At 56.8% G+C, this 25,811-nt stretch carries 27 protein-coding genes, 1 tRNA gene and 1 pseudogene; 19 read left to right on the top strand and 10 right to left on the bottom strand.

The window, feature by feature from the left end; genetic code table 11:
• Positions 1 to 100 precede the first annotated feature (100 nt).
• The 4 genes from ACZ5Q2_RS13705 (at position 101) to selD (ending at position 5,165) form a co-directional block, all read left to right on the top strand.
• Positions 101 to 1,621 carry a bifunctional GNAT family N-acetyltransferase/carbon-nitrogen hydrolase family protein gene (locus ACZ5Q2_RS13705; RefSeq protein ID WP_061332912.1) on the top strand — a complete coding sequence of 507 codons (1,521 nt, stop codon included), beginning with the start codon at positions 101 to 103 and terminating at the stop codon, positions 1,619 to 1,621.
• 159 nt (positions 1,622 to 1,780) lie between these two features.
• Complete coding sequence (locus tag ACZ5Q2_RS13710) at positions 1,781 to 2,179, top strand: hypothetical protein (protein ID WP_061332911.1); 399 nt, start codon at positions 1,781 to 1,783, stop codon at positions 2,177 to 2,179.
• Between the two features lie 44 nt (positions 2,180 to 2,223).
• Complete coding sequence (locus tag ACZ5Q2_RS13715; RefSeq protein ID WP_061332910.1) at positions 2,224 to 2,889, top strand: helix-hairpin-helix domain-containing protein; 666 nt, start codon at positions 2,224 to 2,226, stop codon at positions 2,887 to 2,889.
• Positions 2,889 to 5,165 (top strand): selenide, water dikinase SelD, encoded by a 2,277-nt coding sequence (gene selD, locus ACZ5Q2_RS13720; protein ID WP_230715322.1) that lies wholly within the window; start codon positions 2,889 to 2,891, stop codon positions 5,163 to 5,165. Before ACZ5Q2_RS13715 ends, selD begins: the two co-directional genes overlap by 1 nt.
• Here the strand turns inward: selD and senB are convergent.
• Positions 5,149 to 6,129: a selenoneine biosynthesis selenosugar synthase SenB gene (gene senB / locus ACZ5Q2_RS13725; protein WP_061332908.1), complete on the bottom strand. Its 981-nt coding sequence runs from the start codon at positions 6,127 to 6,129 to the stop codon at positions 5,149 to 5,151. The genes selD and senB overlap by 17 nt on opposite strands.
• Positions 6,130 to 6,284: 155 nt before the next feature.
• Between senB and ACZ5Q2_RS13730 the strand changes: the two genes are divergently transcribed.
• The 4 genes from ACZ5Q2_RS13730 (at position 6,285) to ACZ5Q2_RS13745 (ending at position 10,039) form a co-directional block, all read left to right on the top strand.
• Complete coding sequence (locus ACZ5Q2_RS13730; RefSeq protein ID WP_061332907.1) at positions 6,285 to 7,154, top strand: putative selenate ABC transporter substrate-binding protein; 870 nt, start codon at positions 6,285 to 6,287, stop codon at positions 7,152 to 7,154.
• A complete protein-coding gene (locus ACZ5Q2_RS13735) occupies positions 7,154 to 7,804 on the top strand; it encodes an ATP-binding cassette domain-containing protein (protein ID WP_061332906.1) in 651 nt (216 codons plus the stop codon). Before ACZ5Q2_RS13730 ends, ACZ5Q2_RS13735 begins: the two co-directional genes overlap by 1 nt.
• Positions 7,805 to 7,823: 19 nt before the next feature.
• On the top strand, positions 7,824 to 9,290 hold the full coding sequence (locus ACZ5Q2_RS13740) for a PhnE/PtxC family ABC transporter permease (RefSeq protein WP_061332905.1): 1,467 nt from the start codon (positions 7,824 to 7,826) through the stop codon (positions 9,288 to 9,290).
• A gap of 215 nt (positions 9,291 to 9,505) precedes the next feature.
• Positions 9,506 to 10,039 (top strand): hypothetical protein, encoded by a 534-nt coding sequence (locus ACZ5Q2_RS13745; RefSeq protein ID WP_227510218.1) that lies wholly within the window; start codon positions 9,506 to 9,508, stop codon positions 10,037 to 10,039.
• Here ACZ5Q2_RS13745 and ACZ5Q2_RS13750 read toward each other — a convergent pair.
• The gene (locus tag ACZ5Q2_RS13750) at positions 10,032 to 10,328 is read right to left on the bottom strand and encodes a hypothetical protein (protein ID WP_061332903.1); all 297 of its coding nucleotides are present in this window, start codon (positions 10,326 to 10,328) and stop codon (positions 10,032 to 10,034) included. The genes ACZ5Q2_RS13745 and ACZ5Q2_RS13750 overlap by 8 nt on opposite strands.
• A 40-nt stretch (positions 10,329 to 10,368) precedes the next feature.
• Positions 10,369 to 10,803: a hypothetical protein gene (locus ACZ5Q2_RS13755; RefSeq protein WP_227510217.1), complete on the bottom strand. Its 435-nt coding sequence runs from the start codon at positions 10,801 to 10,803 to the stop codon at positions 10,369 to 10,371.
• Between the two features lie 149 nt (positions 10,804 to 10,952).
• On the opposite strand from ACZ5Q2_RS13755, the gene ACZ5Q2_RS13760 reads away from it, so the two are divergent.
• The 3 genes from ACZ5Q2_RS13760 to ACZ5Q2_RS13770 are packed head-to-tail and all read left to right on the top strand — an operon-like array spanning position 10,953 to position 13,150.
• Positions 10,953 to 11,873, top strand: a complete 921-nt coding sequence (locus ACZ5Q2_RS13760; protein WP_061332901.1) for an ABC transporter ATP-binding protein — start codon at positions 10,953 to 10,955, stop codon at positions 11,871 to 11,873.
• Between the two features lie 24 nt (positions 11,874 to 11,897).
• Positions 11,898 to 12,659: an ABC transporter permease gene (locus tag ACZ5Q2_RS13765; protein WP_061332900.1), complete on the top strand. Its 762-nt coding sequence runs from the start codon at positions 11,898 to 11,900 to the stop codon at positions 12,657 to 12,659.
• A complete protein-coding gene (locus ACZ5Q2_RS13770; RefSeq protein WP_061332899.1) occupies positions 12,656 to 13,150 on the top strand; it encodes a DUF192 domain-containing protein in 495 nt (164 codons plus the stop codon). The genes ACZ5Q2_RS13765 and ACZ5Q2_RS13770 overlap by 4 nt, the downstream gene beginning before the upstream one ends.
• Before the next feature lie 11 nt (positions 13,151 to 13,161).
• Here the strand turns inward: ACZ5Q2_RS13770 and ACZ5Q2_RS13775 are convergent, their stop codons facing one another.
• Positions 13,162 to 13,953, bottom strand: a complete 792-nt coding sequence (locus ACZ5Q2_RS13775; RefSeq protein ID WP_061332898.1) for an enoyl-CoA hydratase — start codon at positions 13,951 to 13,953, stop codon at positions 13,162 to 13,164.
• A 137-nt stretch (positions 13,954 to 14,090) separates the two neighbouring features.
• Here ACZ5Q2_RS13775 and ACZ5Q2_RS13780 point away from each other — a divergent pair, with 137 nt between their 5' ends.
• Together ACZ5Q2_RS13780 and ACZ5Q2_RS13785 are read left to right on the top strand one after the other, a co-directional pair.
• On the top strand, positions 14,091 to 14,273 hold the full coding sequence (locus tag ACZ5Q2_RS13780; RefSeq protein WP_432209963.1) for a hypothetical protein: 183 nt from the start codon (positions 14,091 to 14,093) through the stop codon (positions 14,271 to 14,273).
• A 5-nt stretch (positions 14,274 to 14,278) separates the two neighbouring features.
• Positions 14,279 to 14,392 (top strand): annotated as a pseudogene (locus tag ACZ5Q2_RS13785) (PEP-CTERM sorting domain-containing protein); the annotation flags it as partial.
• An 89-nt stretch (positions 14,393 to 14,481) separates the two neighbouring features.
• Here ACZ5Q2_RS13785 and ACZ5Q2_RS13790 read toward each other — a convergent pair.
• Both ACZ5Q2_RS13790 and ACZ5Q2_RS13795 read right to left on the bottom strand, forming a co-directional pair.
• Positions 14,482 to 14,568: transfer RNA gene (locus ACZ5Q2_RS13790), tRNA-Leu, on the bottom strand.
• Positions 14,569 to 14,675: 107 nt separating this feature from the next.
• Positions 14,676 to 15,299: a class I SAM-dependent methyltransferase gene (locus ACZ5Q2_RS13795; RefSeq protein WP_432209962.1), complete on the bottom strand. Its 624-nt coding sequence runs from the start codon at positions 15,297 to 15,299 to the stop codon at positions 14,676 to 14,678.
• 181 nt (positions 15,300 to 15,480) lie between these two features.
• Here ACZ5Q2_RS13795 and ACZ5Q2_RS13800 point away from each other — a divergent pair, with 181 nt between their 5' ends.
• The 4 genes from ACZ5Q2_RS13800 to cydC are packed head-to-tail and all read left to right on the top strand — an operon-like array spanning position 15,481 to position 21,219.
• Positions 15,481 to 16,920: a cytochrome ubiquinol oxidase subunit I gene (locus ACZ5Q2_RS13800; protein WP_061332894.1), complete on the top strand. Its 1,440-nt coding sequence runs from the start codon at positions 15,481 to 15,483 to the stop codon at positions 16,918 to 16,920.
• 2 nt (positions 16,921 to 16,922) lie between these two features.
• Positions 16,923 to 17,924, top strand: coding sequence for a cytochrome d ubiquinol oxidase subunit II (gene cydB / locus ACZ5Q2_RS13805; protein WP_058089798.1), 1,002 nt, complete (start codon positions 16,923 to 16,925; stop codon positions 17,922 to 17,924).
• Complete coding sequence (cydD, locus tag ACZ5Q2_RS13810) at positions 17,925 to 19,598, top strand: thiol reductant ABC exporter subunit CydD (RefSeq protein WP_061332893.1); 1,674 nt, start codon at positions 17,925 to 17,927, stop codon at positions 19,596 to 19,598.
• Positions 19,573 to 21,219, top strand: coding sequence for a thiol reductant ABC exporter subunit CydC (gene cydC / locus ACZ5Q2_RS13815; protein WP_227510215.1), 1,647 nt, complete (start codon positions 19,573 to 19,575; stop codon positions 21,217 to 21,219). The genes cydD and cydC overlap by 26 nt, the downstream gene beginning before the upstream one ends.
• Before the next feature lie 3 nt (positions 21,220 to 21,222).
• On the opposite strand, the gene ACZ5Q2_RS13820 is transcribed toward cydC, so the two are convergent.
• Both ACZ5Q2_RS13820 and ACZ5Q2_RS13825 read right to left on the bottom strand, forming a co-directional pair.
• Positions 21,223 to 22,464 carry a saccharopine dehydrogenase family protein gene (locus tag ACZ5Q2_RS13820; protein ID WP_061332891.1) on the bottom strand — a complete coding sequence of 414 codons (1,242 nt, stop codon included), beginning with the start codon at positions 22,462 to 22,464 and terminating at the stop codon, positions 21,223 to 21,225.
• 43 nt (positions 22,465 to 22,507) lie between these two features.
• The gene (locus ACZ5Q2_RS13825) at positions 22,508 to 22,921 is read right to left on the bottom strand and encodes a hypothetical protein (RefSeq protein WP_061332890.1); all 414 of its coding nucleotides are present in this window, start codon (positions 22,919 to 22,921) and stop codon (positions 22,508 to 22,510) included.
• A gap of 158 nt (positions 22,922 to 23,079) precedes the next feature.
• On the opposite strand from ACZ5Q2_RS13825, the gene ACZ5Q2_RS13830 reads away from it, so the two are divergent.
• Positions 23,080 to 23,409 carry a hypothetical protein gene (locus ACZ5Q2_RS13830; protein WP_058089793.1) on the top strand — a complete coding sequence of 110 codons (330 nt, stop codon included), beginning with the start codon at positions 23,080 to 23,082 and terminating at the stop codon, positions 23,407 to 23,409.
• Positions 23,410 to 23,420: 11 nt separating this feature from the next.
• Positions 23,421 to 23,876 carry a hypothetical protein gene (locus ACZ5Q2_RS13835; protein ID WP_061332889.1) on the top strand — a complete coding sequence of 152 codons (456 nt, stop codon included), beginning with the start codon at positions 23,421 to 23,423 and terminating at the stop codon, positions 23,874 to 23,876.
• Between the two features lie 30 nt (positions 23,877 to 23,906).
• On the opposite strand, the gene ACZ5Q2_RS13840 is transcribed toward ACZ5Q2_RS13835, so the two are convergent.
• The gene (locus ACZ5Q2_RS13840; RefSeq protein ID WP_061332888.1) at positions 23,907 to 24,848 is read right to left on the bottom strand and encodes an electron transfer flavoprotein subunit alpha/FixB family protein; all 942 of its coding nucleotides are present in this window, start codon (positions 24,846 to 24,848) and stop codon (positions 23,907 to 23,909) included.
• Positions 24,849 to 25,598: an electron transfer flavoprotein subunit beta/FixA family protein gene (locus ACZ5Q2_RS13845; protein ID WP_061332887.1), complete on the bottom strand. Its 750-nt coding sequence runs from the start codon at positions 25,596 to 25,598 to the stop codon at positions 24,849 to 24,851. It abuts the gene before it with no gap.
• Positions 25,599 to 25,811: the final 213 nt, after the last annotated feature.

The raw sequence follows: 25,811 nt of genomic DNA on the forward strand, positions 1-25,811 counted from the left end.
AATTAATTGACTAACGGCAATTTGAGCGAAGTCTTTAGAACTCTTTGTTAGAATGGACTTACAGGCAACCAAGGCTGCCAAACCAAAGGAGATACACCAGATGGCCCATGAAGAGCTCCACCTGAATCTGCGAAACCTGACGCTTGAAGACTACAGCCAGCTCCAGGAGCTGATGGACGAGGTTTACGACGATATCGGTGGCGCATGGCCAAAGGAAACCATCAAGGCGTTGGTTGAGCAGTTCCCGGACGGTCAGATCTGTATTGAAGACAACGGGCACCTGGTGGCCGTTGCGTTGACCGTATGCGTTAAGTACGAGCGCTTCAGCAACCCCCACGCCTACGACGACCTGATCCTCCGTAACGAGAAAATCTGGCACAACGCCAATGGCGATTCGCTCTATGGCCTGGATGTATTTATTCATCCCGAGTACCGGGGCTACCGCCTGGGCCGGCGGCTCTATGAAGCCCGCAAGGAACTTTGCCGTTCCATGAACCTGCGGGCTATTCTCGCAGGCGGGCGTATCCCCAATTACTTCAAGTATTCCGAACAGTACACGCCGGAAGAGTACATCCATCGCGTCGACCGCAAAGAGATCTACGATCCGATTCTCACCTTTCAGCTGTCCAACGATTTTCAGGTAACCCGTTTGATGCACAAGTATCTTCCGGAAGATGAAAAGTCGCTGGGTTATGCCACCCTGCTGGAATGGCGGAACATCCTGTATACCCCGCCCTCCTCGGTGCTGAACGTAAAGAAAACCCAGGTTCGCCTGGGTGCCGTGCAATGGCAGATGCGGGAATTCACCTCAGTGGAGGAAGTGCTGAAGCAGGTTGAGTATTTCGTGGATGCGTTGTCTGATTACAAAAGTGACTTTGCCCTGTTCCCGGAATTCTTCAACGCACCCCTGATGGGCCTGACCGACCAGATGGACCAGACCCGCGCCATTCGTTTTCTTGCCGGATTTACCGAGCAGTTCCGCAATGAAATGTCGGAAATGGCGGTCAGTTACAACATCAACATTATCACCGGCTCCATGCCCCTGATCGAGAACGACCGGGTTTATAACGTGTCGTACCTGTGCCATCGGGATGGCCGCGTGGACGAGCAACGCAAGATCCACATCACGCCCCATGAACGCCGCGACTGGGTTATTGAAGGCGGCGACAAGTTCCAGGTATTCGATACAGATGCCGGCCGGGTTGCCATTATGATCTGCTACGACATTGAGTTCCCGGAGCTCGGGCGCGTAGCTGCCAGCCAGGATGTGGACATCATCTGTGTACCCTTCTGGACCGACACCAAAAACGGCTACTTGCGGGTTCGCCATTGTGCCCAGGCCCGCGCCATCGAAAACGAGTGTTATGTGGTGATCACCGGCAGTGTCGGCAACCTGCCCAAGGTAGAGAACCTGGACGTCCAATACGCGCAATCCTCCGTATTCTCACCGTCTGACTTCGCATTCCCCCACGATGCCGTGATGGCGGAGACCACCCCGAACACCGAAATGATCATGTTCTCGGATATGGACCTGGAGAAACTCAAATTGGTACGTAACGAAGGCTCAGTCACCAATCTGAAAGATCGCCGTGTTGATCTGTACGAATTGAAAACCAGATAACGACCGCATCTGGCCCCCTTTGCGGGGGGCGGATGTTGAACTATTCCATGAAAGGGTTACGGTAGACAGCTGATGGCATTGCCAAAATTAAATAGCCCGTCTATTGTTTAATTTATGCTCAAATAATCTGGCTGATCTCAGAGGCAGAGAAAGCATTTCATGAACGAAGAACTACCGGATCTTGTTGCCCGTTTCCGCGTACGCCACGGCCTGTTTCGCAAAGAAACCGTGGAAGCTCGCCTTTATGAGCTAGACAGCTACGGCTGCGTGATGAAAACCGACAAGCTGTTCAAGCCCGGCGACACCATCACACTCGACCTCATTATGGATATGCCATTTGAAGAGATCCGCGCCGAGGGTGTTACCGGACTGGTTACCGAAAAGAGAAAGCACTGTAGCAACTTCTTCTACTCTATTGATTTTTTTCAACTTGAATCCGGAGATAACTCCCCTCTTTCGGACAAGCTACGCCGTATTCGTGAAGTGCTTCTGAAGAAGCAAAGCCTCAAATCCAGACGAAGCTCGAATACGACCAACGGAATGAGGCAATTGGCCTGATACACCGTTCCATCGTTCTATCCCCCTCTGTAAGGAGACGCCCTATGGCAAAGAAAGCCAAACCCAGTGTTGATAAGATTGTCAAAAAAGTGAACAAAGAGTTCGAGAAAACCACGGCTCAGATTGAAACACTCATCAATGATGCCCTGAAGCAGTTCGACCACCTGCAGCATCAGGTTCAGGATCCGGTTCGTAAACTGCTCAAGGAAATGGACGAGCTCCGTGAGCGCGAAGTGAAGCGCTTCAATGAAGAGTTCGAACGCCGGATGAACGAATTCCACGAACTGCAGAGCTCATTGCTGGACAAGCTGGGTATTGCAGCCAAGGAATCTGGCAAAGACGTCAAGAAAGCCGCAGACACCACCGCCAAGAAGGCTACGACTGCCGCTAAAAAGGCGACGAGTGCGAAGCCCGCGGCCAAGAAGCCTGCCGTTAAAAAACCGGCTGCCAGCAAGGCCAAGCCTGCCGCCGCCAAAAAGCCTGCAGCAAAAAAACCGGTAGCAGCCAAAACCGCCAAGCCGGCGGACAAGTCTGATCTGACCCGCATCAAGGGTATTGGCCCGGCAACGGCGAAGAAGATGAAAGATGCCGGCATTACATCCATCGACCAGATCGCCAACCCGAGCGATGCCGATAAACAGAAACTGGAAGCCTTCAAGAGCATCAAAGGGTTCAGTGAGCTGTCTGCTGAAGCCAAGAAAGTCATCTGATGCAAACACCCGATCAACCTGTATTACGGGACATTGTCCTGGTAGGTGGCGGGCACAGCCACGTCGGGGTCCTCAAGCGATTCGCCATGAATCCGGTCCCCGGCGTTCGGCTCACGCTCATATGCCGTGATACCCACACCCCCTATTCCGGTATGCTTCCCGGTTACGTGGCGGGGCATTACAGCTATGACGATGTGCATATTGATCTGAGCCGGCTGGCAGAGTATGCCGGTGCCCGGTTCTACCGTGCGGAAGTGTCTGGCATTGATCGTGCGGCAAAACGCGTCATCTGCAAAGGCCGCCCGAACGTTCCCTACGATATCCTGTCGATCAACATTGGTTCCTCTCCCCGGGTTGCTGAGGTCAGCGGTGCTGCGGAACATGCGGTACCGGTCAAGCCCATTACCGGGTTCAACAACCGATGGCTATCGCTGCTGTCACGCATCGAGAACCACGATGGCCCCATGACCATCGCCGTTGTGGGTGCCGGTGCCGGCGGGGTCGAACTCACCCTGGCCATGCAGTTCCGCTTACGCAATGAACTTGCAAACCGGGGCAAAGACCCGGACCAACTGCACTTTCATCTGTTCGACGCCGCAAACGAGATTCTGCCCACCCATAATGCCAAGGTCCGTGCGGTGTTCCGGGACAAACTGGTTCGCCGTGGCGTAAAACTGCATCTGGGCGATGCTGTTTCCCGTGTAGACGCAGGGCTACTGGCCACCGAGTCCGGCCAGACCCTGCAAACCGACGAAGTGCTTTGGGTTACCCGTGCCGGCGGCCCGGCATGGCTGGAATCCACCGGCCTGGAACTGGATGACGGCCTGTTTATCCGGGCTCGGGACACCCTGCAGACAGCGAATGACGACCACATTTTTGTTGCCGGCGACATCGCCAACGTGGTGAACCACCCCCGTGAAAAAGCCGGGGTGTTTGCGGTGCGCCAGGGGCGGCCATTGGCGGATAACCTCAAACGCATGGCTCTGGGAAAACCACCCAGACCGTTCAATCCCCAGAAAACCTGGCTGGCGTTGATCAGCACCGGTGACCAGTTCGCCGTCGCCTCCAAAGGCAATTACGGGTTTTCGGGCGCCTGGGTTTGGCGCTGGAAAGACTGGATTGACCGTCGGTTCATGAAGAAATTCACTGACCTGCCGGCCATGGAAGACAGCGCAAGACTGCCAGACACCTCGGCCGCCCAGAATCCCGAAGAAGCCTCCCAGGCCATATCGGCCGTTGCCATGCGTTGCGGCGGTTGTGGCGCCAAGGTTGGCAGCACGGTACTGTCCAGGGCACTGGGTGAGCTGCGCCCGATTGAGCGCGACGACATTCTCATCGGCCTGCACGCACCGGATGATGCTGCAGTGTTGAAAGTGCCACCGGGTAAGGCGGTGGTCCATACCGTGGACTTTTTCCGGGCGTTCATTGATGACCCTTACATTTTCGGAAAGGTAGCCGCCAATCACAGCCTGGGTGATGTATTTGCCATGGGCGCAGAAGCCCAGAGCGCTACGGCGGTGGCGACTGTCCCGTACGGGATCGAATCAAAGGTGGAAGATACCGTGTTCCAGATGATGTCTGGCGCGGTGGAGGTGCTTAACGAGGCGGGTTGTGCACTGGTCGGCGGCCATACCGGCGAAGGCAAGGAGCTTGCGCTCGGGTTTGCGGTGAATGGCCTGATCGATCCGGACAAGGTCATGAGCAAGGGCGGCCTTCGAGCTGGTGATGTATTGCTGCTGACCAAACCTATTGGTACTGGCACCCTGTTCGCCGCCCATGCCCGTTTGGCTGCCAAGGGGCGCTGGATTGATGCCGCGCTGGCCTCCATGGTCCAGTCCAATAAAGCTGCTGCGGAGTGCTTGCTGCGCCACGGGGCACGGGCCTGCACCGATGTCACCGGTTTTGGCCTGCTGGGGCACCTGGTGGAAATGACCAGGCCTTCCGGTGTCGATGCCGAGCTGGACCTGACCGCCATCCCCATTCTGCCTGGTGCGGAAGAAACCGTGGCAGCAGGGATTTTAAGCTCGCTGCAGCCGGCGAACGTAAGGCTGCGCCGGGGTATTCGGGACCAGGGAGACTGGGTTAACCACCCCCGCTATCCCCTGATCTTTGATCCGCAAACCGCTGGAGGACTTCTGGCCAGCGTGCCCGCAGCGGTGGCGGAAGCTTGTGTCAAGGAGCTCAAGGGCCTGGGCTATCCCCACACCGCGATTATCGGCCGGGTACTTGCCCAGGATGAAAACGGCCCGATAGAACCCATCACCCTGCGGGATTAACCGCAGCGAGCGCCAGCGCCACGGCCTGTTCCAGGCTCTGGCGTTCGCGCTCCGGAGTGAAGGTTTCTGCCAGCTCCTTAACGCAGTCAGTCAGTTGTGCCAGAAATTCCGGTTCGGTTTCGGCCTTGCGCATCAACCGGGCCAGGGCAGCATCATCCTTGACCGGATAATACCCGGGGTAGTGCTCACCCAGCAGGCCACGGTTACCTGGAATATCCGAAGCCAGAATCGGCAACCCTGCCCTGCAGGCTTCAGACACCACGTTGGCGCCACCCTCCATCACAGAACTGATCACCATCAGGCTGCTCACGGCCATCAGATTTTCCAGCTGCGCTTTGTCCAGTTGTCCCAACCAGTGGAAACGGGGGTTATCCTTGCTTTCGCTCAATGCCCGTTCCCGCCACTCATCGTTGTGAGGCTTTCCGGCACAGGACACAATGATGGCCGACTCCTCCGGTAATAGCCGGCTGGCCCAAGCGGCACGCAGGGAATCCTTCTCATCCCTCAGGTGCCCGATCACGCAGATATTGAACTGACCTGGCTCTGGCCGGGATCCACCGCGAACCGCAGGCTTGGCTGCGGACTGCCGCAAGGTAAGCAGCTTGTGTCGGAAGGTTTCAGGAATGTCCTGGGCAACAAGATCATGCAGGCCAATCAATACCGATGCCGCTGCCATAGAGGCATGGGTTGGTTCCGGGTATTGGTACTGGTGATGATAGATGTCGGTGCCGGTCAGGGCGACGATCAGTGGCTTTTCAGGCCATTCGGTGTGGAACCGTTGGATCGCGTCGGCACTTCGCCAGGCATGAAGGGCTATCAGCAGGTCTGTTGGCTCTCCATCATAACCTGTAACCACCGTTACCTGATGGCCAGCCTGCTCCAGCAACTGCTGCCATCGCACGGCGGTTGCGCGGTTCCCCGCTTTTGAGTCCGGCCCCGCCGGGGTAAGAATGCTAATATTCATAGGCCTGCCAGGAAGATTTTGCACAATTCTGTCGCTCTGAATGCTCCAGGTAAAGAGTTCTACCGTATATCGGTTCAGACTTGACCGTAATCACGTTATCCTCTGCAGGTCGCAATCCACAGCAACATCATCACCCTCTTTTAGAAGGAAAGATTATGATCACCAAGCAAATACGGAAATGGCTTGTTTCCGGTTTCCTGATCCTGCTTGCCTCCGGCACTGTGTCGGCACAAACGTTTGTCTTTACCGCGATTCCCGATGAAGACGAAACCAAACTCGTGGAGCGCTTCCGCGGCATTGCAGATTACCTGTCGGAGCAACTTGAGGTAGATGTACGCTATATTCCGGTTAAGTCATACGCCGCCGCCATTTCTGCATTCCGCAATAACCAGGTACAACTGGCCTGGTTTGGCGGGTTGTCGGGTGTTCAGGCCCGTGCATTGGTTCCCGGCTCAGAAGCACTCGCCCAGGGCGTTGAAGACCAGGCGTTTTACAACTACTTCATCGCCCACAAGAGCACCGGTCTTGAGCGCGGTGACGAATTGCCCGAGGGCGTTCGCGGCAAAACGTTCACGTTTGGCTCCAAGGGTTCGACTTCCGGCCGCCTGATTCCCGAGTACCACATCCGCCAGCGTTTCGGCGAAGCGCCGGAATCAGTGTTCAGCCGCGTCGGTTACAGCGGCAACCACACCCGAACATTGAGGTTGGTCGAGTCCGGCACCTATGAAGTCGGCGCACTCAACTACAAGGTTTGGGAAAAGGAACTGGAAGACGGCAATATCAATACAGACGACGTCCGGATTATCTGGAAGACCCCGGGCTTCCCCAACTACCAGTGGACCATCCGTGGCGACGTTGACGCCCGTTTCGGTGAAGGATTCACGGACAGGGTTCGCCAGGCCCTGCTTGATCTGGACGACCCCGCTCTGCTGGAGAGCTTCCCCCGTGAAGGCTTTATTCCCGCCTCCAACGATGATTATGAGCCCATTCGCAGCGTTGCCAAAGACATTGGAATCATCGATTGATGTCAGGCTTTTCATTTGATCAGCTAAAGGCAAGTTTTGGAGACAAGCGGGTGATAGGCCCGCTGTCTCTGAAGGTAAACGATGGTGAGCATGTGGCCCTGGTGGGCAAGAGCGGTGCCGGCAAGTCCACGCTGATCAAACTGCTGTATGAACGTTTGACCCGCGACGCCTCGCTGGTCCCCCAGGGGCTTGGGCTGGTCAACGCCCTGCCGGTGTTTCACAACGTGTTTATGGGCCAGCTGGACCAACACCCGTTGTGGTACAACACCCTTACCCTGCTCCGGCCGTTCCGCAAGGACCGCGCCGTCATCAGCGACCTTCTGAATCAACTGGGCATTGCCGAAAAGCAATGGTCACCCACGGCCTCGCTGTCTGGTGGCCAGCGCCAGCGGGTTGCCATTGCCCGGGCTCTGTACAGGCATGCTCCGATATTGCTCGCCGACGAACCCATCTCTGCCCTGGACGGCCCTATGGCGCATCTGGTTATGAATGCGTTGACAGAGCGCTTCCATACCAGCGTGATCGCACTCCACGATGTGGATATGGCCCTTGCCTACTGTAACCGGATCGTGGGTATTCAGGATGGACAGGTGGCACTGGACCAACCGGCCAGCAAACTGAACGCGTCTGATATCATGACGCTTTACTGACAGGCAGCGCCGGCACCCCATGTTCTCTTACCCCACCGTTCGCGCCAGTTTTCTGTTTCTTGCCATCGCCGTGGCAGGCCTGCTGGTGGCCGATATTGCCATCACCACCGCCAACCCCTGGCGGGATCTGGGGCAATTCTTTCTGGGAGTGGTTACCCCCAATTTCTTCAGTACCGAAGGTCTGTTAACCGCTCTGCTGCGCACGGTTGCCTTTGGTTTTGTGGGCGTCACCCTTGGCAGTTTCTTCGGCTTCCTGCTGGCGCTGTTGTATCGTTTCATGCCGGTACGGATTTTCTGTGCGTTCATCCGTGCAATCCATGAACTGTTCTGGGCGCTGATCTTCCTTCAGTTCTTTGGCTTTCACCCACTGACCGGTGTATTGGCGATTGCCATCCCCTACGCCGGCATCTTTGCCAAGGTGTATTCAGAAATCCTGGATGAGTCTGACCCGGAACCGGCGCAACTTCTGCCTAAAGGCACCCACGCCATTGCCGCCTTCCTGTACGCCCGGATACCGGACTGCTGGGTACAACTGCGCACCTACACCGCCTACCGCCTTGAATGCGGTTTGCGGTCCTCCGCTATCCTCGGTTTTGTTGGCCTGCCTACACTCGGTTTCTATCTGGAGTCGTCGTTCTCCCAGGGAATGTATTCCGACGCCGGAGCGATGCTTATTCTGTTTTACGTGCTAATTGCCACCATGCCGCTCTGGGTACGGCCCAAGGCACTGCCTGTCTACATACTGGCCGCACCGTTCTTTCTGGGAGAGGGCTTTCCGATTGTCTGGGGTAACGTTGAGCGTTTCTTTACCGAAGACATCGTGCCGGCGCCGTTACGCAATGGTGAAGGCCTGGCGGCGTTCTCCAGCTGGCTTGGCGATGTGATGGTCAGCGAGGCCCTGCCTGGGATATGGAACACGGTAGTGCTCACCCAGATCGCGTTGGTGGCCACGGGGATATTGTCGCTACTGGCATTCCCGCTGATCTCGAAACACTTTGGCGGGCCGGTACGCCGCACCTCCGGCCACGTGTTTCTGGTGATTGCCCGTTCCACCCCGGAATACATCCTGGCGTACATTCTGCTGCAACTGTGGGGCCCATCCATGTTGCCGGCGGTGGTGGCGCTGGCACTGCATAACGGCGGCATCATCGGGCATCTGATTGGCCGCCAGACCAACACCATCCACCTGCGCCCGGACGCCCCACAGGGTTTCACCCGCTACAGCTGGGAACTGGTGCCCCGGGTTTATCGATCGTTCCTGGCGTTTCTGTTCTACCGGTGGGAAATCATCATGCGGGAAACCGCGATTCTGGGCATTCTGGGCATCTACACCCTGGGATTCTATGTGGATTCCGCCATCCAGAACATTCAGTTTGACCGCGCCATGATCCTGATACTGATCACGGCCTTGCTGAACATTGGCGTCGATATCCTCGGCCGTTACATACGTCGCAAACTGGCACTGCAAACCATGCCCACCTGCTAAGGCGCTGGGATGCCGTTCACAATTTCAGAGTAAGCCACGAGCTTTTATCCGTTCTGCTGGCCAGTTGGCTCGCCATTCAGTTACACACTGTTACAATTATCAGCATCAGCAGTTAACCGAATGTTTGAAAGGCAGGCACACCCATGATGGTCAATGGACTGGTCGTTATTACCCAAGTTGGGCTCGTGATTTTGATGGCTTTGCTGGGATTGCGAATGTTCTCGCTCATTCGACAGGAATCCACGGTTCAGGGTGGCGTTATTGCCAATGGCGGCGGCATTGACGGTGCGCGATTTACTCAATCGCCCGCCCCGGAACACCCTGCCCGGCCGAAGTCAGAATCAACATCGGTGGTGTCTTCCGACAAAACGGAACTGTTTACCAAGTTGCATATCCTAGCCGCCCTGCAGGAGCGTGACTGCCGGGTCAAAGGACTTGCGCTAACAGAGGCTCCAGAGGTGGTGCACGCCTACACGGCCGCCTGGCTGTACGGTGCCGCCTGCGCCCTTAGCCCACGTGCCAATCGCCATAACGACGCCCTTGCAGGGCTGGTTGCCAGAATCGTGCATCGGAAAACCGGGATCCGCCAGCCGGCGGCCATCCAGGCCATCGCCACCCTTACCTCGAGCAGCGAACGACTGGCCTGTTATCGTGCAGGGTTGGAAGGCGCGGAATTCTGGGCGGAGCATCAGTTCGTGCCACCGGCATTCAGCCTCTATGAAGTCGTAACCGGCAACGCCTTTATTTGACCGTTGCCAATTCCCATTCAGTGCCGAGGGCAACGACCTGCCGGCCGGTATCATCTTCTTCGGGAGTGCCGCTGACACTGGGCTTGGTGAAGGTGCCATCGTCAGTGTAGGTCATCGACTGCACGTCTACTGAGCGCACAAGCCAGGTTTTACCGTCAGCGGTTACCCGGGCTCGATGAGACAGGCCAAAAACAAACCGGCAGTAATCCAGTTTGAGCTGCAACAGATCCTGCTCGGCTTTCGTAATCTTTCGCAGCAGAACCTTCTGAACACTTTCCCCGTAATCCATCACTTTTCCCTGAAAACCACTGTAATTTTGCAGGATTTAACTATTTTTGCGCTTTGAACACCAGTGTCCAGGGCACATTTTCCAATCTTTCCTGACCATCCTGAAGCTCGATTCGCCAGATCATGTCGGCACCGGTAGTGCAGAACGGTGCGGTAAACCTCGCCTCGTACTCGAGCGGAGCTTCCCGAACCAGCGGCACCGGATACTCCCCCATGTACATCGATTGGCCTTTAAGGACAGCCAGAAAACGGTCGGGCGCCTTCGAAACGGAAACTTGAAGAACGTATTCCATGCCCTGGGCGCCCTCTTCTACCTCCTGCAACCTAACTCGCCATTCGCCATCCTGGGTGGTCCAGCTACAGGCACCTACCAGAAGATCGCACTCGGGATGGTCAGCGGTATCACCCGTGGTATCGAGCAGGCGCGAACCGAACAGCGTAAGAACAATTGCTCCCACCACTAAACCTACGATCACGATGGCTCGTACCATTCTCCGCCCCCAGCTGTTCCAAAGTGGGCATTATGGGGATAAATCCCGACATAGCAAAGGTTTCTAAACTGCTGCCAGCATGAGAAAATGTCGGGCTTTCTGGTCTGAGTCACTCACAAAAACAGGACACGCCCGTGCAACCGGACATTTCCGTAAAGCACCTGAACAAGATCTACGGGGACGGTTTTCAAGCCCTGAAAGACGTCAATCTGGAAATCTACCCCGGTGAGATTTTTGCCTTGCTTGGCCCCAATGGTGCCGGCAAAACCACCCTGATCTCCATCATCTGCGGCATCGTCAACAAAGGCGACGGCGAAGTAAAAGCCGCCGGCCACGATATCGTAAAAGACTACCGCAAAGCCCGGGAGGCCATCGGCCTGGTTCCCCAGGAGCTGAATACCGATTCCTTTGAGACGGTCTGGCATGCGGTGTCCTTCAGCCGTGGGCTGTTTGGCAAACCACCCAAGCCGGCCCACATCGAAAAGGTATTGAAAGACCTTTCACTGTGGGACAAACGCAACAACCGCATCATGTCCCTCTCCGGCGGCATGAAACGACGGGTAATGATTGCCAAGGCGCTGTCTCACGAACCTCGTATCCTGTTCCTGGACGAGCCCACAGCCGGGGTGGATGTGGAACTGCGCCGGGACATGTGGGAAATGGTGCGCAAACTTCGTGAGACCGGCACCACCATCATTCTCACCACCCATTACATCGAAGAAGCCGAAGAAATGGCGGACCGCATCGGGGTGATACGCCAGGGTGAGATCATCCTGGTGGAAGACAAAGATCGCCTGATGTCCAAGCTCGGAAAGAAAGAGCTGCGCCTGCATCTGCAGAACAAGCTCGAAAAAATTCCCGGCGAGCTTACCCTGGAACCGGTAGAACTGTCAGACGACGGCTACCAGTTGATCTATACCTTCGACGCCCAGCAACAACAGGCCGGCGTTGCCCGCCTGCTCCGCACCCTTGGGGATCTGGGTATTGAATACCGGGATCTGCAAACCCGGGAAAGCTCGCTGGAAGAAATATTTGTTGGCCTGGTGCACGAATAGCCGCTGGTACGAATGGAGAGCGTAATGAATCTGTACGGTGTAAAAGCAATCTACAAGTTCGAGATGGCGCGCATGAAACGCACCGTCATGCAAAGTGTGCTGTCGCCGGTGATCTCCACCTGCCTGTATTTTGTGGTGTTCGGCTCGGCCATCGGTTCTCGCATGGGCGAGATCGGCGGTATCGACTACGGCGCCTACATCATCCCCGGGCTGGTGATGCTGTCGCTGCTGATGCAAAGCATCTCCAACGCCTCCTTCGGTATCTACATGCCCAAGTTCTCCGGCACTATCTACGAGGTGCTGTCTGCGCCAGTCTCCTATTTCGAGATTGTGCTCGGCTACGTGGGCGCCGCCGCCACCAAGGCTGTCATCCTCGGCCTTATCATCCTGGCCACCGCCCGGCTGTTCGTGGATTACTCGGTTCTGCATCCATTCTGGATGCTCTCGTTCCTGGTACTGACGTCCATTACCTTCAGCCTGTTCGGTTTCATCATCGGCATCTGGGCGGATGGTTTTGAAAAACTGCAGATTGTGCCCATGATGATTGTTACGCCTCTGGTGTTCCTGGGCGGCACCTTCTACTCCATCGACATGCTGCCCGACATCTGGCAAACCATCAGCCTGTTCAACCCGGTGGTGTACCTGATCAGCGGTTTCCGCTGGGCCTTCTATGGCGTGGCAGATGTGCATGTGGCGATCAGCGTGGGCATGACCCTGGTCTTCCTCGCGCTATGCATGATTGCCGTGTGGTGGATCTTCAAAACCGGTTACCGGTTGCGCACATGAACACGTGGCGGATTGCCGCTGTCGTCACGCTGGTGGCGGCAGGCTGGGCGCCGGCAGGGTTGGCCGACGCACCAGAAACACTACCCACGCTTGAGGCCTGCTTTCTCTCAGACAGCCAACACCATACAGTGGTGCTTGAGGTGGCCAGTAAGGACAAGCAACGGCAACGGGGACTGATGAACAGAACCACACTGCCAGAGGATGCCGGCATGTTGTTCACTTACCAGGCTGAACGCTCAGCCAACCATGGGTTCTGGATGTACCAGACCCTGATTCCCCTGGACATCGCGTATCTTGATCAACAGGGCGTTATCGTGAGCATCCGAACCATGACTCCCTGCCCCCCATCCGAAGGCCGGAACTGCCCCACTTATCCCTCAGGGGAACCGTTCTGGAATGCAGTGGAAATGAACGAGGGGTACTTCGCCGCCCGGAACATAACCCCGGGTGACCAACTGCTCTGGCCAGCAGCAGAGGCGTGCCAGCCATAGGCAGGATAGGGTTATCGGTGCTTCCAGTCCGGAACGCGCTTTTCCAGAAAGGCCGAGATCCCTTCCCGGGCATCATCCGTGCAGGCGTTCGCCGCCATCACCTCAGCGGTGTATTCATAGGCGTCTGATAACGGCATTTCCAGTTGGCGATAGAACGCAGATTTGCCAATTTTCAGGGTATGCCCGGACTTACTGGCAATCGTTGCCGCCATTCGGTACACCGTCTCATCCAGAACGTCGGCAGCGACCACCCGGTTGACCAGCCCGATGGCTTCCGCCCTGGGCGCATCAATCATCTCCCCGGTCAGCAGCATTTCCATGGCGTGCTTGCGGGAAACGTTTCGGGTCAACGCCACCATTGGCGTGGAACAGAACAAGCCAATATTCACGCCGGGAGTGGCAAACCGGGCCCCCTGCTCCGCCACGGCCAGGTCACAGCTGGCAACCAACTGGCAACCGGCCGCCGTGGCTACCCCGGCCACCCTGGCGATCACCGGCTGCGGCAGGTTCACGACCTGCTGCATCACCTTGCTACATTGCTGAAACAGTGCCAGCTGAAATTCATGGCTGTCGACCTGCGAACGCATCTCCCGCAGATCGTGCCCCGCACAGAATACGTGCCCCTCGGCAGCCAGCACCACCACACGGGTTTCGGAATCGTGTTCTATGGCTGTAAAAACATCTGACAATGCCTCCAGCATGGCCATCGATAGACTGTTTCGCCGCTCCGGATGGCTCAGCGTTACGGTGGTGATGCCATTCTCCGTGCGCTGTCGCACCAGATTACCGGTTGCTTGTGTCATAGCCTGCTCCTCCCACAAAACACGTGCAGGCAGTATCACCAAACCCGGCTTCTGTGTCGAACCGACCTTTGGACGATGGTTGTAAATAGCGCCGGAGCCCTCAGGGTAATAGGAGGTGAACGTAAAAAGGAGCATCTATGTCTCGCAATGCGCTGATCAAGATACTTCTGCTGGCACTGATCTTTGGCGGTGCGATCATGGTATTGATAAAAGATGACCCCAGGGTACCCACCGGCGATATCAACCAGATACGCCCGGTAATGCCGGTCCAGGAATCGCTGCACCAGGAGCCCGAGGAAAGAGCTGAGCAGGACCGGTGATGAAGAAAGGCTTGATCACCTCTCGCCCGGTATCGGTACCAGAGCCTTCTACCCTGGCCTTGCTTGGCCTGGGCCTGCTGGGACTGGGTGTACGCCGCAAGATGCGCCAGGCTGCCTGATCGCAGAGCACATCTCGCAGTGAAAACCGCTTCTTGATTCAAGGGGCGGTTTTTTTGTGTCCGGATTTAAGCAAAGGGAAGACATATAGTGGTGCCCGGAGCCGGAATCGAACCGGCACGGCCTTGCGGCCGAGAGATTTTAAGTCTCTTGTGTCTACCAATTTCACCATCCGGGCATCGGAGGGGAGATTCTTGAAGGGCGGAATTGTATAAGGCACGATGGCGTAACGCAATTCTGTTCCACTACCTCAGCCCTGATCGCTCACTTTCCCGCCAACTTGAATCAATCCGGCTTGGTGGCGCGCCCTTTGTAGATGAACCCGGCTATTTTCGGCGCATTGGGCATGTACAGGTTTTCAAGTTCCTGAATCTCAAAGCCGGCCTGGCGAATAAGATCTGCGATCTGACGATTCAGGTGGCAGCCACCCGCAAGCATTTTCCACCCCGGGGTTATGCGATGCTGCCATTTTCGGATGGTTTCATGGGCTGCCTCCCCGTGCTCCAGGAACAGCAGGTCGCCGCCAGGCTTGAGTACTCGTTTCATCTGCAACAACGCCGCTCGCCAGTCCGGGATAGTGCAGAGTGTGAAGGTCAGCAAAACCGTATCCACGGAGTTATCTTCCAGCGGTATCTTCTCACCGGGCAGGTCCAACCACTCCACCGCGATGGGCGAGCGATTAAGGTTTGGTAATGCTTTGCGCCTCATCCCTTCCGATGGCTCCAGGCCATAGACCATTTCAACCTGGCTCTGGTCATAAAACTCCAGGTTAATACCGGAGCCCATACCAACCTCCAGCACTCTGCCGCGGGCCCTCGGAACGATCTGGCTACGCAGTTTCATCACCTGCCCCATGGAACATGCCTTGTCGATAATGTGAGGTAACACTCTGTCCTCGTAAAAGCTCATGCGGCTCACCATAATTGTTTTTGATCAAGGGGTGCGACAAACTGCCCTACCCATTCTTGCTACAATTTGAGTAGCATAGTAATGAACTGCCGGTAATAACAATAGACAAGATGAGCCAAGGCAGCGGCTGAACGGGCGCGCTGGCCCGTTTTTTGACTATGTTTGAGTTACCGGAGGTACTATGGAACTCGATCCTCTCATCCTATCGCGAATCCAGTTCGCGTTTGTCGTGTCATTTCACGCCATCTTCCCGGTGTTTTCCATCGGTCTGGCGTCGTTCATCGCTGTCCTTGAGGGCTTGGCGTTCAAAACCGGCAATCCGCTGTGGGAAAAACTGTCCGCCTTCTGGACCAAGGTGTTTGCCGTGGTATTCGGGATGGGGGTGGTATCAGGCATCGTGATGTCGTTTCAGTTCGGTACCAATTGGAGCAACTTCTCCCAGGCCTCAGCCAACTTCCTCGGGCCCATGCTCAGCTATGAGGTGATCACGGCGTTCTTCCTGGAGGCCGCATTTCTGGGTGTGCTGCTGTTCGGTCGTCACAAGGTGCCGGCTGGTGTTCACCTGTTTGCAGCCATTATGGTGGCGGTTGGTACCTTCATCTCGTCGTTCTGGATACTGTCTGCCAATAGCTGGATGCACACACCCTCAGGTGTGGAATTGAGAGATGGCGTATTCCATGTCACGTCCTGGTCTCAAGCCATATTCAATCCCTCGTTCCCCTATCGGTTCGCCCACATGGTTATGGCGTCGTTCCTGACGGGAGGCTTTGTGGTAGCTGGCGTCAGCGCCTGGTACCTGCTTCGTGGGCGAGAGGTGGAAGCAAACCGCAAGGCCTTGTCTATGTGTCTGTGGATGTTGTTGTTCCTGGCCCCGACCCAGGCGGTGATTGGTGATCTTCATGGTTTGAATACCATGGAGCATCAACCGGTCAAAGTCGCAGCCATGGAAGGTAATTGGGAAACCTCTCGAAACGTGCCGCTGCTGCTGTTTGCTATTCCCGACCAGGAAAACCAGACCAACCGGTTCGAGATTGGTATTCCTAACCTGGCGAGCTTTATCCTGACCCACGAATGGGATGGTGAGGTGCCTGGCCTGAACGAGGTTGCGGTAGAAGAGCAGCCGCCAGTGGGTATCGTGTTCTGGTCTTTTCGGGTGATGGTTGGCCTGGGACTGTTGATGATTGCCTTTGCCCTCGCTGGTCTGTTGCTCAGACGCAATGGCGCCTATTACCGGAAGCGCTGGTTCCTTCAGGGTTTGCGGTTCATGAGTATCACCCCGTTTATTGCGGTGATTGCAGGATGGTTTGTGACTGAGATAGGCCGTTCGCCCTGGTTGGTGTATGGCATGATGAACCAGGCCGAGGCACTGACACCGTCGCTTACCGGGGGCATGGCTCTGTTCACCCTGATTGGCTATGTTGTTGTGTATGGACTTGTCTTTAGCGCAGGCGTCTACTATCTGCTACGTGTGCTCTATGTGGGCCTCGAAGACGAGGATGAAGGCGAGCACGAATCTGACCGCCCTGCTCGGCCTTTGTCTGCCGCCCATGTACCGTTTGAAATTGAACATGGCCAAGGTGATGTTAGCCACGCCAAGCCTGCCAACGAGGGAGGTCACTGATCATGGAACTGTTCAATCTGTCTTTGATCTGGGCATTCATTATTGGCTTCGGCGTGATCATGTATGTGTTGATGGATGGTTTCGATCTGGGTGTGGGCATCCTGTTCCCCTTCGCCCCAACGGAGACCGACCGAGACACCATGATGAATACTGTGGCTCCGGTATGGGATGGCAACGAAACCTGGCTGGTGCTTGGTGGCGCCGGCTTGTTAGCAGCCTTCCCGCTGGTATATTCCATCATCCTGCCTGCGCTCTATATTGGCGTATTTCTGATGCTTGCCGGATTGATTTTCCGGGGTGTAGCCTTCGAGTTTCGGTTTAAGGCCCGGACCTCCCGCTATCTCTGGAACTGGGCCTTTGCCGGCGGCTCCACCATCGCTGCTTTTGCTCAGGGTGCTGTGGTTGGCGCCTATATCCAGGGCTTTGAAACTACCAACGGTGCCTACTCTGGTGGCGCTCTTGACTGGCTGACACCCTTTACGGTGTTGACCGGTCTTGGCCTGCTTGCCGGTTATGCCTTGCTGGGCTCCACCTGGTTGATCATGAAGACGGAAGGCCGGTTGCAGGAGTGGGCATACCGTATTACTACACCTCTGCTGATCGCGGTGCTGGTGATCTTCGCCATCATCAGCGTATGGACTCCGTTCGTGGACGACATGGTGCGTGAGCGCTGGTTTGATCACATCACGGTGATCTGGGTTCTGCCGGCACTGACTCTGCTGTGTGCGTTCCAGATCTGGCGCTCGGTTCGCAACCGCTTCGAAGGCATGCCCTTTGTGGCGACCATGGGGCTGTTCATCACCACTTACCTGGGCCTGATTGTCAGCCGCTGGCCCTATGTGGTTCCCCCGGAGTACACCCTGTGGGATGCCGCCTCTGCCTATGAATCGCAGTTGTTCCTGCTGCTCGGGCTGCTCTTTGTCATCCCCATCGTGCTGACCTACACCGCCTGGACCTACTGGGTATTCCGGGGCAAGGTCCGTGCTGGTGAGGGGTACCACTGAGTGGCGGAACCGGTCCAGGCTGAGATTCGCCAATGGCTTGCCGGGCTCGCCCGGAAAAACCAGCGGTGGATTCGCGCCACGGTCGTGGCCGGGGTGCTGGTCGGGCTGGCAACCATCGTTCAGATGGCTCTGCTGGCTTGGCTGGTGCATCAAATCGTCATTGACGGCCAGACTGCGTCTACTCTCGCACCCTGGTTCGTCGCCCTGGTGGCCACACTGCTGGTTCGCACGTTGGGCCAGGGTTTCCAGACACAATTTGCGGCGCGCTGCAGCGAACAGGTGCGGCGCGATGCCCGACGGCAAATTCACCGCCACTGGCGGGATACCGGCCCGGTAGCGCTTGCCGACAGCTCAGCCGGCACTCTGGCCCGGGAATGGCTTGACCATGTGGAAGCATTGCATGGTTATTTCGCCCGCTTCCTACCGCAAATGTCGTTGTCGGTGATTGTGCCACTGGCCATTCTGGTTATAGTGTTCTGGCTGGACTGGCTTGCGGGCATTTTTCTCCTGCTGTCCGCGCCGCTGATCCCGATTTTCATGGCACTGGTGGGAATGGGTGCTGAGAAGGTCAACCAGCAGCATTTCGAGACCATCAGCCGGTTGTCCGGCCAGTTTCTGGACAAAGTTCGAGGCCTCACAACCCTGCAATTGTTTCGTCAGACGGAGGATGCTTCCCGCACCCTGCACCAGCGGTCTGACCAATACCGCAAGATCACCATGAAAACCCTCAAGGTGGCCTTTCTGTCTTCCGCTGTACTGGAGTTTTTTGCCTCCGTCGCCATTGCCGTTATTGCCATCTACATTGGTTTTGGTTTGCTGGGCTACATCACTTATGGGCCCAGCGCAGACCTCACACTCTTTTCCGGTTTGTTGATTCTGTTGCTGGCGCCGGAATTCTTCCAGCCGCTGCGCACGCTGTCGCAACACTACCACGACCGGGCCGCCGCTCTTGGTGCCGGCGCTGAAATCCTTGCTCGACTGGCAACCCCCGTTGGCGGGGAGCCTGCATCCAATACGTCCGCATCATTGCCGGATCATGGTCTTAGCCTGGACAACGTCACCCTCAGCTACCAGGGCAGCAAGCCGGTATTCACTAATCTTGACCTGACCATTGAACGCGGAAAAGCGGTTGCGCTGACCGGGCCCTCCGGAGGCGGCAAATCCTCTTTGTTGCACTTGATGGCGGGGTTTATCCAGCCGGATAGCGGGGCCATCAGTGTGTTCGGCCAGGCGGCCGGCCAGTCCCCGTTTGGCTGGCTTGGCCAACGCGGGTTCTGGATACAGGGATCCTGGGCAGACAACCTCCGCCTGACCAGTCCGGAGGCATCCGACATTGCCATTGAGAACGCGCTGCGCCTGGTGGGTCTGGGCAGTGTGCTTGAAAGCCGGGACCAGGGTATTCACAGTTTGATCGGGGAAGATGGCCAGGGGTTGTCCGGCGGCCAGGCTCGCAGGCTGAGCCTGGCACGTATTTTCCTGGCGGATTATGACCTGATCCTGCTGGATGAACCCACCGCCGGGCTGGACGCGACCAGCGAGATTCTGGTTCTGGAAGCGCTTCACAAACTGGCGGAAGCGGGCAAGACGCTGGTTTTCTCAACGCATCACCAAGCCCTGCTGGCCCTCGCGGACCAGGTGCTGATTGTCAATGACGGCGAGGTTCGCCATGCATGAGCTCAAGCCCTGGCTGGACCTGATTCTTCAGCGGCGGGGCCGCCTGGTGGTTGGTGCCCTGTTGTTGCTGGCTACCCTGCTCTCCGGTATCGGGTTATTGGCCTTGTCGGGCTGGTTCCTGACCGAGACCGCACTGGTGGGCCTGCTGCTGGCCGCTGGCACACAAGCCTACATCAACCTGTACGTTCCGGGCGGCGGCATCCGTTTTTTCGCGGTGTCCCGCACGGTCTCCCGCTATCTTGAGCGGGTGTACAACCACAACACGGTACTGCAGTTGCTAACCGATATTCGTGTTGCCCTGTTTAACCGAATGGCCGAAGCCGGACACCGTGACCGGGGCCAGAAATCTGGCGCCCAATGGCTATCCAGGCTTACCGCAGACGTGGATGCTCTGGATACCCTGTACCTTCGGGTGATCGCGCCCACGGCCCTGGCCGGGGTTGTCAGCGTGTTGCTGGTGCTCTCAGCATGGCTGCTGTTCTCGGGCTCATTGGCGCTGATACTGCTAATACTGTTGGCGGTGGCTATCTTGCTTTCGAGTTGGCGAGTGTTCGCCGGTACACAACACTTATCGGGCCAGCTAAGTGACCAGCAGGAGAAACTCCGTGGCGATGTTATTGAGCACCTGGAAGGCTTTGCCGAGCTCACTGCAGCCCGGCGCACGGGCAAACACTCCGGCCGGTTGATGAGGCAAGCGCTGTCGATGTCCAGAACCCAGGCGCGGGTGGATAGCCGTGCCGGATGGCATCAGGCAGCCACGCAGTTAATCGTGAATCTGGCGGTTGTGGTGACACTGTGGGTTGGTATTACCCTGTTTAACCAGGGATCGGTAACCGGCCCCGTACTGGTTCTGCTGCCCATCGCCCTGATGGGACTGCTGGAAGTCTATGCCATGCTGCCCGATGCCTTTGCCAAACTCGGCGCCACCCTGTCTGCAGCCCGGCGCCTGAACCAGGAGGTGCAGCCCGCTCCGGGAACCGATTATTCTTCAGCGTTTGACAGGCAGCCGGCAGAAGCCACCGCCAATGCACTGGAAGCACGGGATCTCTCGGTTGGCCACCCAGGGCTGCCACCGGTTCTGACCCATTTCAGCCTCAAGGTTGGCCCAAGAGAACGACTCGGCATTGTTGGCGCCTCCGGCTCCGGTAAATCTACACTGGCGGATACCTTCGCCGGCGTGATTCCGCCCCGGCAAGGGAAGCTCGCCTCCCTGCCCTGCGCCTATCTCACACAAGCGACGGTGGTGTTCGAAGACACGGTTAAAGCCAATCTGTTATTGGGCAACCCCAATGCTACCGATGGGGATCTATGGCGTGTTCTGGAACTGGTAGAGCTGGCAGACAGGTTTGCCCGTGAAGCCGAAGGTTTATCCACCTGGCTGGGGAGTGCCGGTAACCGGCTGTCTGGTGGTGAGGCAAGGCGTCTGGTGCTGGCGAGGGTGTTGCTGAGCACGGCACCCCTGGTGATTCTGGATGAACCTTTTACTGGAGTGGATACAGACACCAGGGGGCGGATAGCGCCCCAGATCAATCGATGGCTGGAAGATCGAGCGGTTATCTGCCTGGGGCATGGACCGGAGGCGCTATTGCCCTCCTCCGGCCATACCCTGCATCTGAATTGACCCTCAGCGGGTTTCTAACACGTCGAAAGTCAGGCCAGCTTTGCTGGTCAGGCGCTCCAGCAGTTTGCCATCCAGCATGGAAGCCGGCGTCCAGAAACCGCCCTGGTCATCGTCTGACAAATCAAACGCCAGGCACAGGCCTGCCTCGCCCAGCATTTTGGCCGTGGAACCGTAACCCGGATCCCGATCGCCGGTGACTTTGGTGATGATGGTCTTGCCGTCTGTGGTACGCCCCACAAAACGCAGGTCATAGAAGCCGTTTTCCTGGTCTTCAGGGCTTGGGCCCTCACCGGGCTTGGGTACCAGCTTCTCAACCACCCAACGGGTTGGCTTGATGGCGGAAGCGGTAAAGAATGCGCCAAGTGCGGCGGTGATGCCGTAAGCGGTCAGGCGGCCTTTGGCGCCCTTTCCGGTCATCATGGCTTCGTCGTAGGTGAACTCCTGACCGTAACGGGCCTTCTGAAGCGCGTTTGAACGGTGCACCACGCGGGTGTTGATGGCACCCATCACGAACGGCGCCAGCCACACGTCAAAGTCTTTGTCGTACTCTGCGGTTTTCAGGCTGGGCTGACGCACCTTCGAACGGTGGCCCTCCGGGCAGATCGAGAAGGGATTGGCCAGCTCCTTGCGCAGTTTCGGATCGGCGCCAGCTTCTTTGGCCACGTTAATCATGGATGCCACGGTGCCACCGGACAAGCCGCCCTTGGCGACCTTCACCCGCATGCGCACATCCTGGCAGGTTTTGCCGAAGGCTTTCTCAGCCTGCTGCTGCAGGAACCAGACGCCCATATCAGACGGGATTGAGTCGAAACCGCAGCAATGGACAATGCGAGCACCGGTTTTCCTGGCCTGGGCTTCATAGCCCTCGACCATCCGGCGAATCCACTGCACCTCACCGGTCAGGTCGCAATAATCGGTGCCAGTGTCCACGCAGGCCTTGACCAGCGGTTCACCATACAATGCGTATGGGCCAACGGTGGAGATCACCACGCGGGTCTGTCGGCACATGCCCGCCAGTGCGGCATCGTCGGCCGCGTCTGCCACCAGAACCGGCAAGTCCGCAGCCTGAGCACCCAGTTCGGCTTTGAGGGTATTCAGCTTGCCCTCTGAACGGCCAGCGATCGCCCACTTCACCTTGCCGGCCGCGCCATAGTTCTCTACCAGGTATCGGGTCAGAATCTGGCCCACAAAGCTGGTGGCACCAAATACCACCAGATCATAGTCTGCCTGCTTGGAATTCGTCATTACATGTCCTTTTTGGTTTGCGTGTACGAATATCTCTGATCGGTCAGGGTTGGCGAGACGCTTTTGCTGCCATCAGCACCATAAATACGGCCACTCCCAGCCCCCAGAAGCCGTTAAGAATGAGACCACCTACCCAAGTCTGGGCTGATACTGCCAAACCCTTCATCGGAAAGACAACCAGCATCGCTACGGCGGTTGGGCCGACGGCACCCAGTATCACATGGCCGAGCCAGTACAACGCTCCTTTCAGGCGGCCGGCGATGGCCCATATCGCGACACCCCATAAGCCGCCGAAAAATGCCAGGGAGATCACCGATGGTACCCCCAATGGCGGCACGGGAGTAAGGTTAAATGGCGCTGCGGGTACGGCACCCGCCAGGTAAAACACGGCAAATAGCCCCTGATGGAAAATCAGTGTTGCCAGAAAGCCCGCAACAAACGCCTTTATCCAGACCATATTGGATTCCTTTCGAGTTTCATTGAATTGATGGTAACAGGTTTAAAACCGGCACGACTTTCCCGGATACACCATGACAGGCGTCCGGCCGGCCAATCGTTTGTCATACAGCTTGTTGCACACTGTGGCGCATAATGACACAAGTGTGGAGGCATCCCTTGATCATCTTTCTGACCATCACAAGCCTGATATTGCTGGCCATCAGCGGTTTACTGCTTTGGCAACTGCTTGAACAGCGCAAAATGATCAACAACATGCTCGAAAACGAGGATATCAGTGATATCCATCGCGAACCGGAACTGGTGCTTACGTTGCGGGTGCTGGATCCGATTGCCCTGGCAAAGCGCGAATCCCGAACCGGCCGGGCGCTGGCAGACAAACTGCCGGTTATGACCCGGAAAATGGTCTATCAGGAAGTCATGAAAGAACTGGAAAGCGAACTGTTTGAGCGGGATATCGACGTCGAAATGCACATTGAGTATCGCTGAGGAGCACGGCTATGGTCTCTCAGGTTCTGATCATCATTTGCCTCGCCGGCACGGCAACGCTTCTTTTTTCGGGGTTCCGTCTGTCGAACCAAACCCGAAAACGGTTACTGATTCTCAATGCCCATCGAATTGCGGCCCGTAGCGCCATCCAGAAGAGCAGGATGGACCTGGCGGAAGTGCGCAACCGGGCCCGACTTCTCGAAGATACCGTCTCAGGCGGCGCTTCTGCGGTTGAGAAGGTGCATAAGGCGATAGCCAACACCACCTTCGGTCTGATCGACATGTTCTCCAAGGATGAGGAGTTCAAAGACAGTACCCGTAAGGCCCGGCAAACCCATCACCAGAAAAGTGAACAGGTTTATCAGGCGGTGAGAACCACCAATCATGCCCTGCACATCCTGGCAGACACGCTGATTATCAGCAAAGCGGAAAAACGCATTGCTTCAAAACCAAAAAAGGCGCCCTGAGGCGCCTTTTTTGATCGAACTATCAGAAAGTTACAGGACTTTCTTCAGCTCTTCTTCCAACTGCGGTACGGCTTCAAACAGATCCGCAACCAGGCCGTAATCAGCAACCTGGAAGATCGGCGCTTCTTCATCCTTGTTGATCGCAACGATCACCTTGGAATCAGACATACCGGCCAGGTGCTGGATGGCACCGGAGATGCCGACCGCGATGTACAGCTGCGGCGCAACGATCTTGCCGGTTTGGCCAACCTGCATGTCATTGGGTACGAAACCTGCGTCAACCGCGGCGCGGGATGCACCAACGGCAGCGCCCATCAGGTCAGCAACCTGCTCCAGCATCTTGAAGTTGTCGCCGTTCTGCATGCCGCGGCCACCGGAGATAACGATACCGGCAGAAGCCAGATCCGGACGGTCAGACTGGGCTTTCTCTTCACCAACGAAGGAAGACAGGCCGGCGTCTTTTACAACGTCCAGCTGCTCAACGGAAGCGGAACCACCTTCGGCAGCTACCGGGTCGAAACCGGTCGGGCGTACCGTGATAACCTTGATGGCGTCGCTCGCCTTAACAGTGGCGATGGCGTTACCCGCGTAGATCGGACGAACAAACGTGTCCTCGGATTCAACGCGCACGATGTCAGATACCTGGGCAACGTCCAGCAGCGCTGCAACGCGCGGCATGAAGTCTTTACCGGTAGTACCGGCAGCCGCCAGGATGTGGCTGTAGCCTTTACCTACTTCAGCAACCAGCTCGCCCAGGTTTTCGGCCAGGAAATGACCGTAGGCAGCATTGTCGGCAACCAGTACCTTGTTCACGCCTTCTGCCTTGGCAGCGGCTTCAGCGACGGCGCCTACGTTCTCACCGGCAACCAGCACGTCGATGTCACCACCGATGGCCTTGGCAGCCGCTACAACATTCAGGGTAGCCTGCTTGAGGCTGCTGTTGTCGTGTTCAGCAATTACCAGGATGCTCATTTAGATCACCTTCGCTTCGTTCTTCAGTTTGTCCACCAGCTCAGCTACGTCAGCCACCTTGATACCAGCCTGGCGTGCAGCCGGGGCTTCGACCTTCAGGGTGGACAGGCGCGGGGCGATTTCAACACCCAGATCGGCGGGGCTCACGGCGTCCAGCGGCTTCTTCTTGGCCTTCATGATGTTCGGCAGAGAAGCGTAACGCGGCTCGTTCAGGCGCAGGTCAGTGGTAACAACCGCAGGCAGGTTCAGAGCAACAGTCATCAGACCGCCGTCTACTTCACGGGTTACGTTAACCTTTTCACCATCAACAACCACTTCGGAAGCGAAAGTGCCCTGGCCCATGCCAGTCAGAGCAGCCAGCATCTGGCCAGTCTGGTTGTTGTCGGAATCGATGGACTGCTTGCCAAGAATAACCAGCTTCGGCTCTTCTTTCTCAACGACAGCCTTCAGCAGCTTGGCCGCTTCGAGGGACTGAACTTCTTCGTCAGTCTCGATGTGGATACCACGGTCAGCACCCAGAGCCAGAGCAGTACGAATTTGCTCCTGAGCAGCTTTCGGTCCAATGGATACAACAACGATTTCACTGGCAACACCCTTCTCTTTCAGACGAACCGCTTCTTCAACAGCGATTTCGCAGAACGGGTTCATTGCCATCTTGACGTTGGCGAGGTCAACACCGGTATTGTCCGGCTTGACGCGCACCTTCACGTTGTAGTCGATAACTCGTTTTACAGCGACCAGAACCTTCATAGATTCCTCGTTCTTCTACGATGGGTTTAATGACTCGCAATCCTTAACGGGGAGCCTGCTGGATAGTGCGCAGTAATACTGCAGGCTACTGTCTACAGGGTCAATAGCCCCATTCGACGCATCAGGACTGCCTTCACAGCCAATAGACCGGGTTGACCCGGCCTGGCAATGAGACGATACTAAAAATCGACTCAAAACACACGACATTTCGGT

This window comes from Marinobacter alkaliphilus (assembly GCF_055394375.1).